General features: G+C 63.9%; 15 protein-coding genes and 2 tRNA genes. 8 read left to right on the forward strand and 9 right to left on the reverse strand.

Annotated features, from left to right (window positions below; genetic code table 11):
* Positions 1–443: 443 nt before the first annotated feature.
* Positions 444–4,064, reverse strand: coding sequence for a hypothetical protein (locus VLI63_RS04760; protein WP_409155776.1), 3,621 nt, complete (start codon positions 4,062–4,064; stop codon positions 444–446).
* Between the two features lie 310 nt (positions 4,065–4,374).
* Between VLI63_RS04760 and VLI63_RS04765 the strand changes: the two genes are divergently transcribed.
* The 3 genes from VLI63_RS04765 to VLI63_RS04775 all read left to right on the forward strand — a co-directional run bounded on the left by VLI63_RS04765 (position 4,375) and on the right by VLI63_RS04775 (position 5,606).
* Positions 4,375–4,689 carry a transposase gene (locus tag VLI63_RS04765; protein WP_409155777.1) on the forward strand — a complete coding sequence of 105 codons (315 nt, stop codon included), beginning with the start codon at positions 4,375–4,377 and terminating at the stop codon, positions 4,687–4,689.
* Between the two features lie 210 nt (positions 4,690–4,899).
* Positions 4,900–5,430: a transposase gene (locus VLI63_RS04770; RefSeq protein WP_409155778.1), complete on the forward strand. Its 531-nt coding sequence runs from the start codon at positions 4,900–4,902 to the stop codon at positions 5,428–5,430.
* Entirely contained in the window at positions 5,349–5,606 is a 258-nt protein-coding gene (locus VLI63_RS04775; RefSeq protein WP_409155779.1) for an IS3 family transposase, read from the forward strand. The genes VLI63_RS04770 and VLI63_RS04775 overlap by 82 nt, the downstream gene beginning before the upstream one ends.
* A 221-nt stretch (positions 5,607–5,827) precedes the next feature.
* Here VLI63_RS04775 and VLI63_RS04780 read toward each other — a convergent pair.
* The 5 genes from VLI63_RS04780 to VLI63_RS04800 form a co-directional block, all read right to left on the reverse strand.
* A tRNA-Met gene (locus VLI63_RS04780) sits at positions 5,828–5,919 on the reverse strand.
* A gap of 159 nt (positions 5,920–6,078) precedes the next feature.
* Positions 6,079–6,153: transfer RNA gene (locus VLI63_RS04785), tRNA-Arg, on the reverse strand.
* 55 nt (positions 6,154–6,208) lie between these two features.
* Complete coding sequence (locus tag VLI63_RS04790; protein WP_409155780.1) at positions 6,209–7,606, reverse strand: DUF1524 domain-containing protein; 1,398 nt, start codon at positions 7,604–7,606, stop codon at positions 6,209–6,211.
* Between the two features lie 68 nt (positions 7,607–7,674).
* Complete coding sequence (locus VLI63_RS04795) at positions 7,675–8,169, reverse strand: HNH endonuclease (protein WP_185201554.1); 495 nt, start codon at positions 8,167–8,169, stop codon at positions 7,675–7,677.
* Between the two features lie 341 nt (positions 8,170–8,510).
* The gene (locus VLI63_RS04800; RefSeq protein WP_409155781.1) at positions 8,511–9,203 is read right to left on the reverse strand and encodes a metal-dependent transcriptional regulator; all 693 of its coding nucleotides are present in this window, start codon (positions 9,201–9,203) and stop codon (positions 8,511–8,513) included.
* 95 nt (positions 9,204–9,298) lie between these two features.
* On the opposite strand from VLI63_RS04800, the gene serC reads away from it, so the two are divergent.
* Together serC and VLI63_RS04810 are read left to right on the forward strand one after the other, a co-directional pair.
* On the forward strand, positions 9,299–10,411 hold the full coding sequence (gene serC, locus VLI63_RS04805; RefSeq protein WP_409155782.1) for a phosphoserine transaminase: 1,113 nt from the start codon (positions 9,299–9,301) through the stop codon (positions 10,409–10,411).
* Positions 10,412–10,413: 2 nt separating this feature from the next.
* Positions 10,414–10,647, forward strand: coding sequence for a DUF2530 domain-containing protein (locus VLI63_RS04810; RefSeq protein WP_409155783.1), 234 nt, complete (start codon positions 10,414–10,416; stop codon positions 10,645–10,647).
* A 10-nt stretch (positions 10,648–10,657) separates the two neighbouring features.
* Here the strand turns inward: VLI63_RS04810 and VLI63_RS04815 are convergent, their stop codons facing one another.
* Both VLI63_RS04815 and VLI63_RS04820 read right to left on the reverse strand, forming a co-directional pair.
* Positions 10,658–11,275 (reverse strand): DUF3027 domain-containing protein, encoded by a 618-nt coding sequence (locus tag VLI63_RS04815; protein WP_409155784.1) that lies wholly within the window; start codon positions 11,273–11,275, stop codon positions 10,658–10,660.
* Between the two features lie 37 nt (positions 11,276–11,312).
* A complete protein-coding gene (locus tag VLI63_RS04820) occupies positions 11,313–11,693 on the reverse strand; it encodes a cold-shock protein (RefSeq protein ID WP_185201559.1) in 381 nt (126 codons plus the stop codon).
* Positions 11,694–11,779: 86 nt separating this feature from the next.
* Between VLI63_RS04820 and VLI63_RS04825 the strand changes: the two genes are divergently transcribed.
* The 3 genes from VLI63_RS04825 (at position 11,780) to VLI63_RS04835 (ending at position 15,739) form a co-directional block, all read left to right on the forward strand.
* A complete protein-coding gene (locus tag VLI63_RS04825) occupies positions 11,780–12,073 on the forward strand; it encodes a hypothetical protein (protein WP_409155785.1) in 294 nt (97 codons plus the stop codon).
* Between the two features lie 77 nt (positions 12,074–12,150).
* Positions 12,151–14,022, forward strand: coding sequence for a helicase-associated domain-containing protein (locus VLI63_RS04830; RefSeq protein ID WP_409155786.1), 1,872 nt, complete (start codon positions 12,151–12,153; stop codon positions 14,020–14,022).
* A gap of 49 nt (positions 14,023–14,071) precedes the next feature.
* Positions 14,072–15,739, forward strand: a complete 1,668-nt coding sequence (locus tag VLI63_RS04835; protein ID WP_409155787.1) for a DNA repair helicase XPB — start codon at positions 14,072–14,074, stop codon at positions 15,737–15,739.
* Between the two features lie 180 nt (positions 15,740–15,919).
* Here the strand turns inward: VLI63_RS04835 and VLI63_RS04840 are convergent, their stop codons facing one another.
* A complete protein-coding gene (locus tag VLI63_RS04840; RefSeq protein WP_409155788.1) occupies positions 15,920–16,666 on the reverse strand; it encodes a pyrimidine reductase family protein in 747 nt (248 codons plus the stop codon).
* Positions 16,667–16,675: the final 9 nt, after the last annotated feature.

The raw sequence follows: 16,675 nt of genomic DNA on the forward strand, positions 1-16,675 counted from the left end.
CGGTCATCGTGATGATGCCTTTCGAGTGGGATGTGAGAGTTTCCTCGAAGGATCACACGGTGGCCGCGCCCACGTCGTCACCGACGCGGAAGCCACCGTGAGTTACACCACTATGCGGGACTCAACCAGTGCCGGATCCAGAAGTCTCGATACCAGAGTGACAGTGAAATTGCCGGCGCAACGATGCTTGTGCCGACGGCCACCGGTCCACTACCTGGTACGGCTTTCACCGCGAGCGACTCGAACCGTAGCGACATTCGGTTCCACGTCGATCTCCGACTCCAACCGAGTCTCTTCGGCGGCGCCCACAGAGCTACGTCGGCGCTCAATTAGCGCAGCCGCGAGCGGCTTTGCGAGGGTCACACAGCGCAGCTTGTTGCTCGCACAGGCAACATCCTTGCCTAACAGGAGCCAAGGTTCCCAATCAACACCAGCAGGCCAAATTATCCGCCGGACCCGAATTCCTGCCGCTTTCGACGTTGTGAACTCGGGTCCCGAGATGCGGTGAGCACTGTCTCGATCTTGTTGATCGCCACGATTGGTACTTCGTTTTTGAGCAGTCGCTCGGAAATAAGACCCTCGTCAACGACTACAACGGACCGCACTTCCCAATGCCCTGTCGCGTTTGCTATGCCGAGTTCGGCAAGGACGGGCTGAAGATGTCCCTGAACCCAGGCCGTTCGTTTACCGAGACGGGGCAGGGCTTTGTAAACGAGATTTTCGACCTCGTTCGCAAGCTCCGCCGGGGTGCGAGCCACTTCGAGATCCTTTGCCTCGACCACGACGATGACCTTATACAGCTGATCAACTGCGATTACGTCGATATCGCCGATGTCTTCACCGTCGACATTTCGGAAGTCATATTGTCCGACGCGGCGAAGCCTGCGTCGCACGTTCGTGAACCCAAGTTGCTTCAAGCGACTGGCGACATCGACCTCGAAGAGTTCCCCGTTCCGCTTGCGCTGTCGCCCTAGAGCTGCGTTCAGGCCTCTGGTCTTGGCTTGCAATCGACCCGTGCGGAACTGATTGAGCCGGTATCCGGGTGCTTGCCAAAGATTGCGGCGGCCGCTGACGACCGCAATACCGTCCGTCTCGTGACAAATCAGCGGTCGCCGAAGATAGGACCGCTCGCGATTGAACCGCCACGGGTAGACATCGGCCCGACGTTGCCAAAAGTGGTCTGGGCCCGAGCCGATGGGACCTAATGTTGACCCTGCGATGAAGGCGAGCACCTTCTCAGCAGACCATCCGAGTTCTGTTCGCAGGCGCTGCTCGATCTCTCCGTGGGCAAAAGTGAGGACGTCGCCTTGGTTCTGTTCGTTCGCCAGGCCGAGGATCTGTCCGCACGCGGCTGCGAAGTCCGTGTACGAGAATCCGAATTCGAGGACAGCGCATGCATCGATTTCCGCGATCGGTATTGCGGCCGACTCCACCTCATCTTCCGTCAGCCCGTGAGCCGATGCTTCGGCGAAAGCCTTCTCGGCTCGTGCCTGCCCAAAGCCGGCCAAGGCACGGTAGTAATTGTCCTCGTCGTGATTGGTCCCGAATCTTCCTGACGGCAGCACGCTGAGCTCGATGTCTGTGAGGCCGTGCTGGATGGCATCCGACAGCATCCCCGTGTCGACGATCTCCGACGCCAACGCGAGCAGATGATCGTAGCGCTCTCGGGTCAGCGGCTGGTGCCCCGTAGATGGTGCCGCTGAGACGTACTCGATGAGGAACCTACTCGCGAGCGACGAGGCCGTCGCCTTGCTAGCGTGCTTCGCCATCTTCAGGGCTTGGTCGTCTTCTGCTCCGAAGCACGCGATCCTGGCCTGAAGATGATCGCGCTCGCGCGTCGTTTCCGAGATCAGTGCTTCGTATTGTTCGAGGAGACCCAGCAACAGGCCCTTTTGCTCAAGATCGGCGATGACCGAGTTCAACTGATCGATGAGCCAGACGCTTACTGTGTTGTTAAGAAACTTGGTTCGCTCCTCGGGAGCGATAGGACCAACGTTGAGACCGAGGGTTTCGGTGAGGTGCTCGCCGAGTTCATCGAGAACACGCGCGAACACAGCGTCTTGCGTTCGGCGTGCAGGAGTGAGTTCCCCCGGCCACTTGAGTGGGTCGTCGTCGGAACCGAATAGATGGATCATCTTCTTGAAGCCTGGCGGTGCCAAGCGATCGATCAGGGCGTCGCGATCGGCAGCGGAACGCGTTGGTGTGCCGACTTCCAAGACTTGCAAGAGGGCGCTCACGATGTCTCGGTCGATCTCGTTGGAGGGATCATTCGGTTTCGGCGTTGGCCACTGCTGAATACGCAGCGTTCGCCGACCGGACGAATCGGTGAGAGGACGAATCCACTCACCTTCTGCGGACGGGCCTTCTTCCAAGATGTCTTCGATGACGGTCACTTGAAGGGGCGATTCGGGCAGGTGGCCCAACACTTCGGGTGCGAGTAAGTGGATCTGCCAGATCCAGAAGGCGACGGCTTCACCGATCTCGAAGAGGAACCCACGTGATTTCCCCTGCGCACTTCGCTCGAGATGCACCCAAGCAGGGATTGGACGGAGGCTCACGAAGAAGGAGACCCCAGAACTGCCGCTGGCCATGTGAACGGGAGAGGAGATCCCGTGCATCGCGTGTGCTTCGACGAGGGTCTGAGAGGTCGGATGCACAAGATCTCTCCGACCGATCTTCCGGAAGTTCTCGACGCGGAGGTCTTGTCCGCGCGCGACCTGGACGAACACCGCGTTGGGTCTTGCGTCGTCGCTTGTGTAGAAGCTGTCTCTCTGGTCGTGGTACATCGAGTAAAGATCGACGGCAGAAAAACTCAAGACGTGCGTATCGGCCTGAAACTTCTCCGAAGCTCGGGCGAAGTACCACAAGGTGAGATCGTCTGTCCCAGGTGTTTGGAGGATGGTTTCTAGGTCTCCGAGGGGCAGGAAAAGAGTAGGCGCGGGTTCTCTGGAATTTGGGATCGCGAAGCCCATATCTCGACCGATTCCCTGATAGATGATGAGGCGCAGCGTCTTGTCCGGCGACGAACGGCCATCGTTGAAAACTGAGGCGGCCTGGTCCGCAAGCGGCCACGCATTCCAGCTACCGTAAGGAGAGTCCGGGTTATAGTCCTGAAGATCATCCGAGAACACAATGACGTCCAGAGTTTTGTCCGTGTCATACGGTGCCGTGAGTCGGATTAGGGCCGAGTCGGCGACCTCGATGTCTTCGAATGGTTCATCGGTGATGCCGCGCAGCAGTTCGACCGCTCTTGCGGCTGTGAGTTCGCGTACGGCGAGTGCGAGCGCCTCGTGGCACTTCCATTCGTATGCCTCGAGCACAAGCTGATGACGAAGATACGCGGTCAGTTCACCGGGCGAGGCGATCGTGATAAGGCCCCCGCTCCGTACCAAGGGTTTCAAGATGATCTGGTCATCAAGTAGTTCACCTTCCGTCCACGGCGGAATTTCTCCCTGATTCTGGATCAATTTCTCCGAAAGGAACTCGACCAGGTGCGCCGGATATTCGGCGAAAACATCCCTTTCCGTCATCTGCACCCCTGACGCTTGATTGCTCATCGAAGACGCGCTCGGAACCTCGATTCGGTCGTTATCCGAAGGCACATCACCAACCTGCAGGCCCGCGGAGCGGCAAATACTGTCGCTGAGCTCGAGCACAAACTTCGCAAGTACCTTCGCGCGAAGCAGGTATCCCTTAGGGAACGTACCTACAGGCGTCCCGAAGATCGCCGTGAGTATCATGGCCGCGACACGACCACACTCGGTCGCCTGCCCTTGCAAAACGAGCCGAGGGCCGCCGTAGAACGGTATCTCCACGACATAGATGCCTTCGAAGGCATCTTCTTGCTGGCGAATATCGGGGCCGCCCACTTCGTCCAAGTTGAGCAACCGCTTGATCGTCGATGACGAGAGTTTTCTAGCCGCCGGCCGTGGCGGCAGACGCGCAGCAAACGCAGCAAGACGTTGCAAGCGAACTAAGGCGTGAACGTTGGTAAGGCGAAGCTGCAGTGAGCTCGCAACAGCAAGAAGAGACGGTCCGTCAATATCCCCCCAGGAGTCGGTCACTGTGCTACCTCCCGGACGATGTCGTGCCAGGAACCAGGCTACTCAACTGTGGAGACATTCCCTTGAGCAGCGCGGTCACTTCAAATGCGATCACAATGCTCGGTCGCGAGCGCGAGCTCGAGCTCGACGCACGTCTACGCGCTCTTAATGTCTGGATACTATTTTGGACGCTCGCGGCATTGATCACTGTGGAGTAGAACGAACCTAGAGGTGCGGACTCGGCTGGGTCGAGCCGATGCAAATAGTCATGACACCAAGGTATTGAATCGGCCTGACTTTCGTTCCGTTCTTGAAGTAAGGATGGAACATCATGAACAGGGAGTATTTACCGGAGATGCGTGAGCGGGCGCTGCGGATGCTCGCGGAGGCTCGGCCGGAGCACCCGAATTTGATGACCGCGATCCGTCACGTCGCGGGAATGCTCGGGATGAGCCCGGAGACGTTGCGGCTTTGGCAGCGCCGCTACGAGGTTGGCCATGGCAAACGGTCCGGAGTGACCACGGAGGCGGCCGTGGAGATCAAACGGTTGCAGCGGGAGAACGCCGAGCTGCGGAAGGCCAACGAGATTTTGAAGGCCGCGAGCGTGTTTTTCGCGAAGGAGCTCGACCGCCCCTCGACGAGATGATCCGGTTCATCAACGAGCACCGGGATCGTTTCGCCGGTCGAGCTCATCTGCCAGGTCCTGCGCCCGGCAGTGAGAGGATTCCTGACCTCACGCGGCTATCGCGCTGCTGCGGGCAGGACGCCGTCCGCGCGGCAGCTGCGTGACAATCTCCTGGTGCCCGAGATCGTTCGTCTTCATGCGGAGAACTACGGCGTCTAGGGGCGCCGGAAGATGCATGCCTTGATGCGCAGGCAAGGGTGGGCGATCGGTCGAGACCAGGTCGAGCGACTCATGCGGGATGCCGGCGTTCGCGGGGTGCGCAAGTCGAAGAAGGTGTTCACGACGAAGTCCGGCCCCGCGCTGCAGCGGCCGAAGGACCTCGTCAACCGCCGCTTCACCGCCGCCGGTCCGCGGCGACTCTGGGTCTGCGACGTGGTCTATGTCGCAACGTGGTCAGGGTTTGCCTATGTCGCGTTCGTCACTGATGTCTACTCGCGTCGCATTGTCGGCTGGAACGTCGCAGCGACACTGCGGGCCGAAATCCTGCCCATGCAGGCTCTCGATATGGCGGCGTGGGACGCAGGCGGAGACCTCACCGGGGTTACGTGTCACTCCGACCGGTTGAACTCGCGAACTATATGGCGATGGTCTGAACCGATCGCATCGTCGAACTCGGCGCGGTGCCCTCCACCGGAACTGTCGGCGACAGCTATGACAATGAGATGGCAGAGGCCGTCAACAACCTCTACAAGACGGAGCTGATCCGCCAGCAGGGTCCGTGGCGCACAGTCGAACAGGTCGAGCTCGCCACCCTCGAATACGTGTGGTGGTGGAACAACCAGCGACTCCACGCAGAGCTCGACATGCGAACCCCGACCGAGGTCGAGAACGCATACTACGCAGACAAAGAATCCGCCCAACCGGCACCCGCCGGATAAGGCTCTCGCTAGGAACGAAAGTCAGGCCGATTCAGTGCTTCGCCTATCCCACGACAACCCGGATCGCCCGGGTTCAACAGAATCCCGTCGGGCAGAAGCTCTGAAGAAACCATTCTCAGGACGAATAAACGGTGAGTTAGTGGTGACATCGATCTATTACCGCCAAACACAAAGGCCGGAAATCCTTGGATTTCCGGCCTTTGTCTGTTGCGGGGACAGTGTGCTGGTGCAGGATTTGAACCTGCGACCTCTGGGTTATGAGCCCAAGACCGTCGGCGTGATTCGTTTGACATCGCCGGTTTCGCTTACCGGCTCTGACTAGGTGGAGTGGATCAATCCAACTCGCACTGAACCGTGCTAGGTGAGGTGGATGCTGTGAAGAATTTCCGTGGGATTTTCGCGGGGTTTACGTGTTTTTGACCCGATTGAGGGTTCAACTCGAATGTCCGACTCACCGCAATCGCTGACATGTTGGTGCCCCTGGAGGGACTCGAACCCCCAACCGTTTCCTTAGGACGGAACTGCTCTTCCATTGAGCTACAGAGGCTGGCCAGTCGAGTTTAGCCGCAGGCGCACGCGACGGGTTCTCGAGCGTGCGTCGATCAGGAATTCCAGTGGTAGTGGCCCTTCGCGTCAGCGCCTTTGCTACCGCAGGTGTAGGTCTTGCCGTTCGCTGCGACGCCGGATTGGCCGACCGCTGCATCCGGGCAGAAAGCGCCTGGGGAAACTAGAGCAGGAGCGGCAGGAGCGGGAGCTGCGGGTTTCGGCGCAGCCGGAGCGGGCGCTGCCGGGGCGGGCGCGACGACTACCGGCGCCGGAGCTGGCGCAACGATTTCCGGCGCCGCGACCACCACGGGCGCGGGGGCGAATGATGATGTGAAAGCTCGCTGGTCGGGGCAGCTCGCGAGCACCCGCGCCATAGCTTCCCCCTCGGCAGTCGTCACCCACAGGCCGTAAGTGGCTTTGACCGATATCTGCCTTGCGACGTATTCGCAGCGGAAGGACTTGTTCGCCGGCAGCCAGGTGGCCGCATCGCCGGCACCCTTCTGGTCGTTCGACCTCGCATCGACGGCCAGCAGGTTGATCGGATCGTTGGCCAGCGAGATGCGCTGGGCCGACGTCAATTGCTGGGCGCCCGTCTGCCACGCGTCGCCGAGAGAGACCACATGGTCGATCTGAACGAGAGCGGATGTCGCGGAGCCACGCACAAAGGACATCGAGGTGCCGAGATAGGGGTTCGCCAATTCGCCGGTGAGCACTCGACAGCTTCCTGACATGGTGGTGCCGGTGAGGTCGCGGGAGAGGATGTCGTTGCGGGTGTCGCATCCGTTCCTATCGACATCCAGCCATGCGGCTCCGAAGTCGGCGACGCGCGCATATCCCGTCATGGGCGCTCGGCCCTTGACGGGAAGCGTCGCTAGCACCGAAAAGGCCGTTGCGTCCGTGTCAGCGGAACTCTCTATCGCGACCGAACTGTCGCTCTCAGGAGTGGTGGCGACTTTTGGGTCCGCCGGCTCCTCGGCAGTGAACGCGACGGAGGGTGCTTTCGCGGACGGGCTCGGGGAATCCGTCGGTTCGACCACGGACGCGGCCAGCGATGCGGAGGGCGACGGTGCAGCGACCGCGCCTCCGGCGATGGTCAAGACGAGCGCGCCGCCGAGCACGGCTGCGCCGACTTTACGGGACGGGATGAGTGCCCATGATGTGCGACCGAACACCACCGAGTAGATCCCGGTGAGGAACGCAGCGATACCGAGTGTGATGAGAAATCCGGAGGCGCCCCCGGATGCCAGTCCGATGAAGAGAAATAGGGCCAGGATCGCACCCACCACCCAAGTGGAGACCGTGGGCCGGAGCCGCGGCTTCTTCTGCTCCGGAGCCGCGTCCACTACGTGGCGGTGCTCGGTCCAGGCTGATCCATCCCACCAACGGAGGCCGGGCGTGGCGGGACCGTCGCTGTACCAGCCGGGCGGAGGTGATGACGGCACAGGATTGCTCATGTTCGTCATGGTAGCGGTATATCGGGGAGACACCCCGTGACGCGCGATATGGCTTCGTGCCGGCGGAGCTAGGCCGCGGGCAGGAACTCTTCCCACTCGGCCTCTGCGCGCTCGACCCCGCGCACCAGCCAGGCCGTGCCGTGGGGCGGCTTCGGGCGCACGCGCAGGGTCCAGTTCATCTCGGCCGGCGTGCGGTCGCCCTTCACGTTGTTGCACTTGAGGCAGCACGCCACGAGGTTCTCCCAGCTGTCGGCGCCCCCACGCGAGCGCGGCAGAACGTGGTCGATCGTGTTGGCAGCTCCCCCGCAATATCCGCAGCGCTGTCCGTCGCGACGCAGCACACCGCGACGCGACACCGGAATCAGTCGGCTGTTCGGGATGCGCACGTATCGTGTCAACAAGATGACAGACGGGCGATCATAGGAACCGGATGCCGCCCAGACCGGATGCCCGGCATCCGCCGCGACGATCGTCGCCTTCTGGTTCATCACGAGCACGAGCGCTCGCTTGAACGACACCACGGCGAGGGGCTCGAAGCCCGCATTGAGGACCAGCGTGCGCATTGTCATCCTTTCGAAAATGCCTGGACGGCTTCCAGGCAGATCGATGCACCTTGCGTTCTGGGCGTCGTGGTCGAACGCGGGCAGCAGGCGGTTTCGGGCAAACAAAAAGGCACTGTCAGTGAGACAGTGCCTGATGATTACCCGCGTGGAAGCCCACCCGTTGCTGACAGCAGTGCCGTATGAAAAAGTACGCGCGCGCATCCACGGATTGGATGGCTCGTGACTGTGACATCGGGCTCTTTTCGAAAACGACTCTCAGAAGTGCAAGAAACCCAGCGTAACCCAGAAAATACGCGCAATCGAAGGCACGGCACGCACCGAAACGAAGCGTTAACGCGTTGTTAGATTCCCACGTAGACGTGGATGGCGACCTCGGTGGGCAGCTCGAGGCCATCCTCGTGGCCCTCCACCTGCACGAGCACATACGAACCGACGGCGGTGAAGCTCGCCTTCGCGCCCGGCAGCACACCGGCCGTGCGCAACTGCTCGAGCAGTTCCACCTCGTACTGCACAGGCTCACCGAGACGACGGATGACGCCGGTGATCGGTCCGACCGCACCGAGCGTGTAGTTGACGATGTTCACGACACCGTCGGAGAACTGGCCGACCGCGTGATCGCCCAGCTCATCGAGGCCCGGGATCGGGTTGCCATACGGGGAGTGTGTGGGGTGCTCGAGAAGCTCGATGATGCGGCGCTCCACCGACTCGCTCATCACATGCTCCCAGCGACATGCTTCCTCGTGCACGAGAGCCCAGTCGAGGCCGATGACATCGGCCAGCAGGCGCTCGGCGAGGCGATGCTTGCGCATGACATGCACGGCCTTGCTGCGACCCTCCGCAGTGAGGGCCAGGTGGCGGTCGCCCTCGACGACAACCAGACCGTCGCGCTCCATGCGGCCGATCGTCTGCGAGACAGTGGGCCCGGAATGGCCGAGTCGCTCGCTGATGCGCGCGCGGAGGGGGAAGATGTTCTCTTCCTCGAGCTCGTAGATCGTGCGGAGGTACATCTCAGTGGTGTCAATGAGATCGGCCATCGTCGCCTCCTAACGCTGCGTGCTTCTCAGGTAAGCCTAACCTGCGGCACAGCCCCGGCATTCCGTGCCGAAACCGCTCCCATAGAATTGGCCCCATGCCGCAATTGACCATTCCCTCGTCCCTCCTGCCCGCCGACGGACGATTCGGCTGTGGTCCGTCCAAGGTGCGTCCGGAACAGCTCGCCCATCTCGCGAGCGTCGGGGCGAACATCCTCGGTACGTCCCACCGCCAGGTACCGGTCAAGGACCTCGTCGGGCGGGTGCAGTCCGGGCTGTCGCAGCTCTTCCGCCTTCCCGACGGCTATGAGGTCGTCATCGGCAACGGCGGATCGACCGCATTCTGGGATGCTGCCGCGTTCTCGCTCATCGAGAAGCGCAGCCAGAACCTCACCTTCGGCGAGTTCGGATCCAAGTTCGCGCAGGCCGCCGGCGCCCCCTTCCTCAAGGCACCGATCGTGATCAACGCGCCCGCCGGATCCCGTAGCGAGATCGAGATCACCTCCGGCATCGACGTCTACGCCTGGCCGCACAACGAGACCTCCACGGGAGTGATGGCCCCGGTCATCCGCGCCGCCGGAGACCCGGGCGCCCTCACCGTGGTGGACGCGACGAGCGCGGCCGGTGGCATCGACTTCGAGGCGGCCGAGACCGACGTCTACTACTTCGCGCCGCAGAAGAACTTCGCCTCGGACGGCGGCCTGTGGTTCGGCCTCTTCTCCCCCACCGCGATAGAGCGGGTGGAGCGCATCGCGGCGAGCGAGCGCTGGATCCCGGAGTTCCTCAGCCTCAAGAACGCGGTGGACAACTCCCGCCTCAAGCAGACGCTCAACACCCCGGCACTCTCGACCCTGCTGCTCATGGAGAACCAGATCGACTGGATCAACGGCAACGGCGGACTGGCCTGGGCGGATGCCCGCACCAGGGAGTCCTCCACCGTGCTGTACGACTGGGCCGAGGCATCGACCTATGCGACCCCCTTCGTCACGAACCCCGATCACCGCTCGCAGGTCGTCGTCACCATCGACTTCGAAGACAGCATCGACGCGGCCGCTATCGCGAAGACCCTGCGAGCCAACGGCATCGTCGACACCGAGCCCTACCGCAAGCTCGGTCGCAACCAGCTGCGCGTCGCCACCTTCACCGCGATCGAGCCGGATGATGTGCGGGCCCTCGTGTCCTCCATCGAGTTCGTCGTGGAGAACAGCTGAGCATGCGGCTCTTCCTGAAGGATTCCGAACGCCGCCCCGACCCGGTGCCGGTGAAGACGGATGACCGCCGCCCGCTGCTGGTGGGGTTGGCGGTCTGGGTGATCGCCACCATCATCGTGCTGCTCTTCCTGCGGCCGCTGAGCGACTCCGGCAATGGCCCCATCCTCTGGACCTGCGCCGTCGGAATCCTGCTCGGGCTCGCCGGTCTGATCTACGCGGCGAAGCGCCCGAAGTAGGTCGGTTCGGTCAGACGGAGCGCTCGTGCTCGTCCTCGGGATCGTCAGGATCGTCGAGGTCTGGGTCGTCGTCGTCTGATTCGTCGTCATCGTCGTCGTCCGACTCATCGAGGTCGTCGATATCGACGCCGTCGAGGTCGCCGCCGTGAAGCACGTCACTCCCGAGGTCGTCGTCATCGTCATCGTCATCATCGGACTCGTCGTCGTCTGAATCCTCGTCGTCCGATTCGTCGACGTCGCTCTCGTCCGACTCGTCGTCGTCGTCGTCATCGGAGTCGTCGTCGAGCTCGTCGTTGGACTCGTCATCCTCCACCGCCGTGTCCTGGGCTGCGGTGTAGTCGGCGAGGCGATCCACCCACGGCACCCACGCCGGCGACAGCAGGGCATCGTCACCCGGGGTGAGTTCCGTCTCGAGCACGCTCGCCGGAGCGTCCTCGAGATGCGCGATGCTCACGGTCCAGCGCCAGCCCGGGTAGCCGGAAAGCAGCGTTTCGAAGTAGACCGTGGTCACGCCTTCGCCGCTGTCGATCGATCCCGCGGGGTCACCGATGGACTCGGCCGAGGTGATTTCGAGCAGCGCGGTCCGCCCCAGGTCGAAGTCGGAGTCGAGCGCTACAGAAGCAGGCACATTCGAAGCTGCTGGTTCGGAAGAGGATGCCGCCGAATCAGGCATCGAGTTCATCCGCGACCTTGCGCAGCATCGCGGCGATCGTCTTGCCGTGCTTGCTGTCGGGGTAGCGGCCGCGCTTGAGGTTGGTGCCGATTCCGTCGAGGAGCTTGACCAGGTCCTCGATGATGATCGACATGTCATCCGCGGGCTTGCGGCTCAGCTTGGCGAGGCTCGGAGGGGCTTCGAGCACCCGCACCGAGAGCGCCTGAGCGCCGCGCTTGCCATCGGCGATACCGAATTCGAGTTTGGCGCCGGCCTTGACCGTGGTGCCGGCGGGAAGCGCGGAGGCGTGAAGGAAGACCTCCTGGCCGTCATCAGAACTGATGAAGCCGAAGCCCTTCTCTTCGTCGTAGAACTTGACCTTGCCGGTGGGCATGGCGGTACCTCTTTCACTTGGCTGTGCCCGTAACCCTACGGGGAGTCGGGGGCCGTATCCTTAGGACTGTGGCAAAAGAAACCCCGGTGACCATTCATCGTAACGAAAGCGTGCTGGCCTTCATGATCGCAGGGATCGTGGGCCTGTCGATAGTGGCGTTCCTCACGGTGATCATCGCCACTGCATCTGGCCTTCCGGGCAACCAGTTTCGGGGGGGATTCTGGCAGGCGGTAGCCCTGCTTCCGGGTGTCGGACTGCCCATCGGATTCGTCCTCATCATCGTGCTGATCGTCATCAGCGGCATCCGGCGCAGTCGCGAGGCGAAATCCACAACGGCAGCGCCAGCGCGCACGGCCCGCAACACCAGCACGAAGAAATAGCACGCAGCGATTCAGCGGTGCCGCTGATCTGATGCCACCGAACGGGGGCCGCTGGACCAAGGAACGGGTGGGCAGACATGAGTGACACCCTGTCCCTGGCGACGCGCCTCCGCGCGATGGACGACACGGCCCTCGCCGCAACTCTGCGGGCACGGGAGATTTCACCCTCCGGCATCAAGGACTTCTTCGACCTCGCCGAGGCCTTCCTGGATCGCGCGTCCGTCCAGCAGATCCTCATGCGCCTCGACCGGGAGACGCTGGCGGTGCTCGCCGCGATCGGGCAGCTCACCGAGGAGACCGGACCGCCCACCGCAACGGACATCGCCGCACGACTCTCCGCCCTCTCCGGCCGCGAGGTGTCGGCCGAGTCCATCTCCGACCGCGTTTCCGGAGCAACCGCCCTTCTGCTCGTCGAAGCCGAGTCCCATCGATTCGCCGCCTACGGCAGCGTCCGCGACCAGTTGCGCTCCTGGCCGGCTTTCGGACTTCCCTCTCTCGCCGACCTCGCGTCGACGAATGCCCCGGCCGCCCTCGAACCGGTGCCGGATGTCGACCGCCGATTCATCGACCGCCTGGGTGCCGAACGTGCCTTCGCCGCCATCACCGCGATCACGGAGCTCCTCGTCGAGGTGGAGCGAGACCCCGCCCGCGAGCTGGCGAAGGGCGGTGTCGCCCTGCCCGACAGCAAGCGTCTCGCCCATGCGATGAGCGTCGATCTCGAATCCGTCGCCGTCTTTCTCGCTGTCGCCGACCGCGCCGGGCTCGTGGCTCGTGAGACCGGATCGTGGATGATCACCGACAGCGGCGGCGCCTGGCTGCAGCGCTCGACGGGGGCGCGCTGGGCCACTCTCGGCGCGGCCTGGTTCGAACGCCTGCCCGCCGACATCCGCCAGCTCCTCGGCGAGCGCACCCACGCTCTCTGGGGTTCCGGCCTGCGCGGGTACATCGACTGGCTCTATCCGGCGGGCGGCGACTGGATGGACGAACGTATCGGCGCCTACACCCGCGACGCCGAACTGCTGGGCATCACCGCCAACCAGGCGCCCACCGGACCCGGGTCCCTGCTGCTCGCCGACGGCATCCGCCCCGCGGAAGAGGCGATGACCGCGCTGCTGCCCGCAGAGGTCGAGCAGGTCTATCTGCAGCACGACCTCTCGGTGGTCGCACCAGGGCCGCTGACGCCCCGGGTGGATGCCCGGCTGCGGTCGCTCGCCGACGTGGAGAGTCGCGCGCTCGCCTCGAGCTACCGCGTGTCCACCTCGAGCGTCAATCGGGCGATGGCCGCGGGCGAGACGGCGGAGTCGATCCTGGAGTTTCTCGGCGGAATCTCGCTCACCGGCATCCCCCAGCCGCTCAACTACCTCATCGGCGAGGCATCCAGCCGCTACGGACAGGTGAGGGTGGGCAGCATCGCCGATCCGAGACCGGATGCCCGCAGCTACATCCGCTCCGATGACGAGTTGCTCATCGGCACGATCCTGGTGGACCAGAGCCTCTCGTCCCTTGGCTTCGAGCGCACCTCTGCCACCCGGGTGCAGAGTCGCTTCCCCCTCGACGTGGTGTTCTGGTCGCTGAGCGACGCGCGATACCCCGTTGCCGCGGAGGATGCTGCCGGTGAGATCGTCGCATTGCGGCGGCAGCGCCACGCCAAGGCCGTTGCGCCTGCGGGAATCAATCCGGTGGACGCGCTCATCGAACGGCTGCGCCTCGGCGGTGAACCGGAGGAGGAAGAGACGGGCCACGCCTGGCTGATCCGCCAACTGGATGCCGCGATCAAGGCCAAGACACCTCTCACGGTGACAGTGACCATGCCGAACGGCACCCTCGTGGACTACCAACTCGAGCCGACGAGCGTCGCCGGTGGACGCCTGCGCGGCCGCGACAACCGCGCCGCGATCGAGCGCACCCTGCCGCTATCGCGCATCGCCGGGATCTCCCCGGCGAAGTAGCGCCGGCGGTCACAGAAGACCACCCACCAGCGTGACCTAGGCTTGCGAGGTGGATGCGCTGTCTGGACCCCTGATCGTGCAGAGCGACCGCACCGTGTTGCTGGAGGTCGCGCACCCCGCCGCTGAGGATGCTCGCCACGACCTAGCCGTGTTCGCGGAGCTCGAGCGCGCACCCGAGCACATCCACACGTATCGCATCACCCGCCTCGGGCTCTGGAACGCTCGCGCCGCCGGTCACACCGCCGAGAACATGCTCGACACGCTCGAGAAGTATTCCAAGTTCCCCATCCCCCAGAGCGTTTCGATCGACATCGCCGAGACCGTCGGCCGCTACGGCCGGCTCGTCATCGAGCGCGACGAGAACGGCACCCTCATGCTGCGGTCGACGGATGCCGCGGTGCTGAGCGAGATCGTGCGGGCCAAGCGCATCGCCCCCCTGCTCTTCCTCCCGGAGGACCAGCGCGGCAAAGGTCCGGCGATCGACCGCTATCAGATCCAGGCCTGGGCGCGCGGGCAGGTGAAGCAGGAGCTGGTCAAGCTCGGCTGGCCGGCGGAGGACCTCGCCGGGTACACCCCGGGCACGCCGCATCCGATCGCCCTCGATACCAGCGAGTGGAACCTGCGCGAGTACCAGAACCACGCGGTGTCGAGCTTCGTGGACGGCGGATCGGGAGTCGTCGTACTGCCCTGTGGCGCGGGCAAGACCCTCGTCGGCGCCGGCGCGATGGCGAGGGTCGAGACCACGACGCTGATCCTCGTGACCAACACCGTCTCCGCGCGACAGTGGCGGGCGGAGCTCCTCAAGCGCACGACGCTCACCGAGGATGAGATCGGCGAGTACTCCGGTCAGGTCAAAGAGGTGAAGCCCATCACGATCGCGACGTACCAGATCCTCACGGCGAAGCGGAAGGGCGAGTACGCCCACCTCGCCCTGCTCGACGCCCTGGACTGGGGACTCGTGATCTACGACGAAGTGCACCTTCTGCCGGCCCCCGTCTTCAAGCTCACCGCCGAGCTGCAGGCACGTCGTCGCCTCGGCCTCACCGCCACCCTCGTGCGCGAGGACGGTCGCGAGGGGGATGTCTTCAGCCTCATCGGGCCCAAGCGGTTCGACGCGCCGTGGAAGGAGATCGAGGCCCAGGGCTTCATCTCGCCGGCCTCGTGCTTCGAGGTGCGCATCGACCTGCCCCCGCAGGAGCGGCTCGAGTACGCCGCCTCCGCCGACGATGAGCGCTACCGGCTCGCGGCGACCGCGCCGGCCAAGCTTCAGGTCGTGCGCGACCTGGTGAAGAAGCATTCGGGCGAGCGGATTCTGGTGATCGGGCAATACCTCGACCAGATCGACACTCTCGCCGAAGTTCTCGACGCGCCGAAACTCACCGGATCGACGCCGATCGAGGAACGCGAACGGCTCTATCAGGCCTTCCGCGAGGGTGAGATCACCGTGCTCGTGGTCTCGAAGGTCGCCAACTTCTCGGTGGACCTTCCCGAGGCGACCGTTGCCATCCAGGTCTCCGGCAGCTTCGGATCGCGCCAGGAGGAGGCCCAGCGCCTCGGGCGACTGCTGCGCCCGAAGGAGAGCGGGCTTCCCGCCAACTTCTACACGCTGGTCGCCCGCGACACCGTCGACCAGGACTTCGCCCAGAACCGCCAGCGCTTCCTCGCGGAGCAGGGCTACAGCTACACGATCCTGGACGGCGACCAGATCGCGGCCTGAGCCCCTAGGGCAGCTCGTCTCCCGACTGTGCCGCTTTCATCATTCAGGAAGCTGTGGTGCTGGAGTTACCGGTGGGCCTGGTGAGCTCCCGGGAGTTGACTCTTTGCCCATGGGCCGCAGAACTTCCTGAATGATGAAGGGAGAGCGGCTGCAGGGGTGCGGCGGCGTGGTGCGCTCGGTTCAGCGCAGTTCGTAACGCAGAAGCAGGGTGTCGCCTGAGGCGAGCACGTGCCCGAGGGCCAGGTCGCGGGGGCTCGCGAGGTCGCCGGTGATGATGCGACCGGCCTCCCCCGCCACGAGCTGTGGGCTCACGGTGAGGCACAGCTCGTTCACGACACCGGCGGCGAGCAACGTGCCGAAGAGCGAGGGGCCACCCTCGCAGTGTTGCTGCGTGAGTCCGCGCTCGGCCAGTCCAGCGACGAGACCCACGGGGTCGAGTCGCGAGTCGCCCGCGATCAGGATGTCGGCCACGGCGGACAGCGCGTCTCGGCGATCCCGGGGCGCGGCATCCGTCGTCACCACGATCGGGCGCACCGGAGCCTCGCTGAAGATGCGCGAGGAGGGGTCGAGGTCGAGGCGGTTCGACACGATCGCGAACACCGGATGCGGCGCCAGCCCGCGCGACACGCGCCGGTCGATCGATGCGGGCGGCAGCACCATCGGCCCGTAGCCCTCCCCGCGCACGGTGCCCGCGCCGACGATCACGACATCGGTGAGCTCTCTCAACAGGTCGAAGACCCGGTGATCGGCGTCACCGCCGAGTGCGCCGGATACCCCGTCGACTGTCGCCGCTCCATCCACGCTCGACACGAAGTTCACCCGCAGCCAGAGAGCACCCCGATCTTCGCGGTCGTACAGCGCAGAGAGTTGGCCGTCGGAGAGGTCGGATCCCGGGGAGGGGAACAGCCAATCGATCTGCACGCTCATCAGACCCCC

It is taken from the genome of Lacisediminihabitans sp. H27-G8 (genome assembly GCF_046156175.1).
Taxonomy (GTDB): domain Bacteria; phylum Actinomycetota; class Actinomycetes; order Actinomycetales; family Microbacteriaceae; genus Lacisediminihabitans.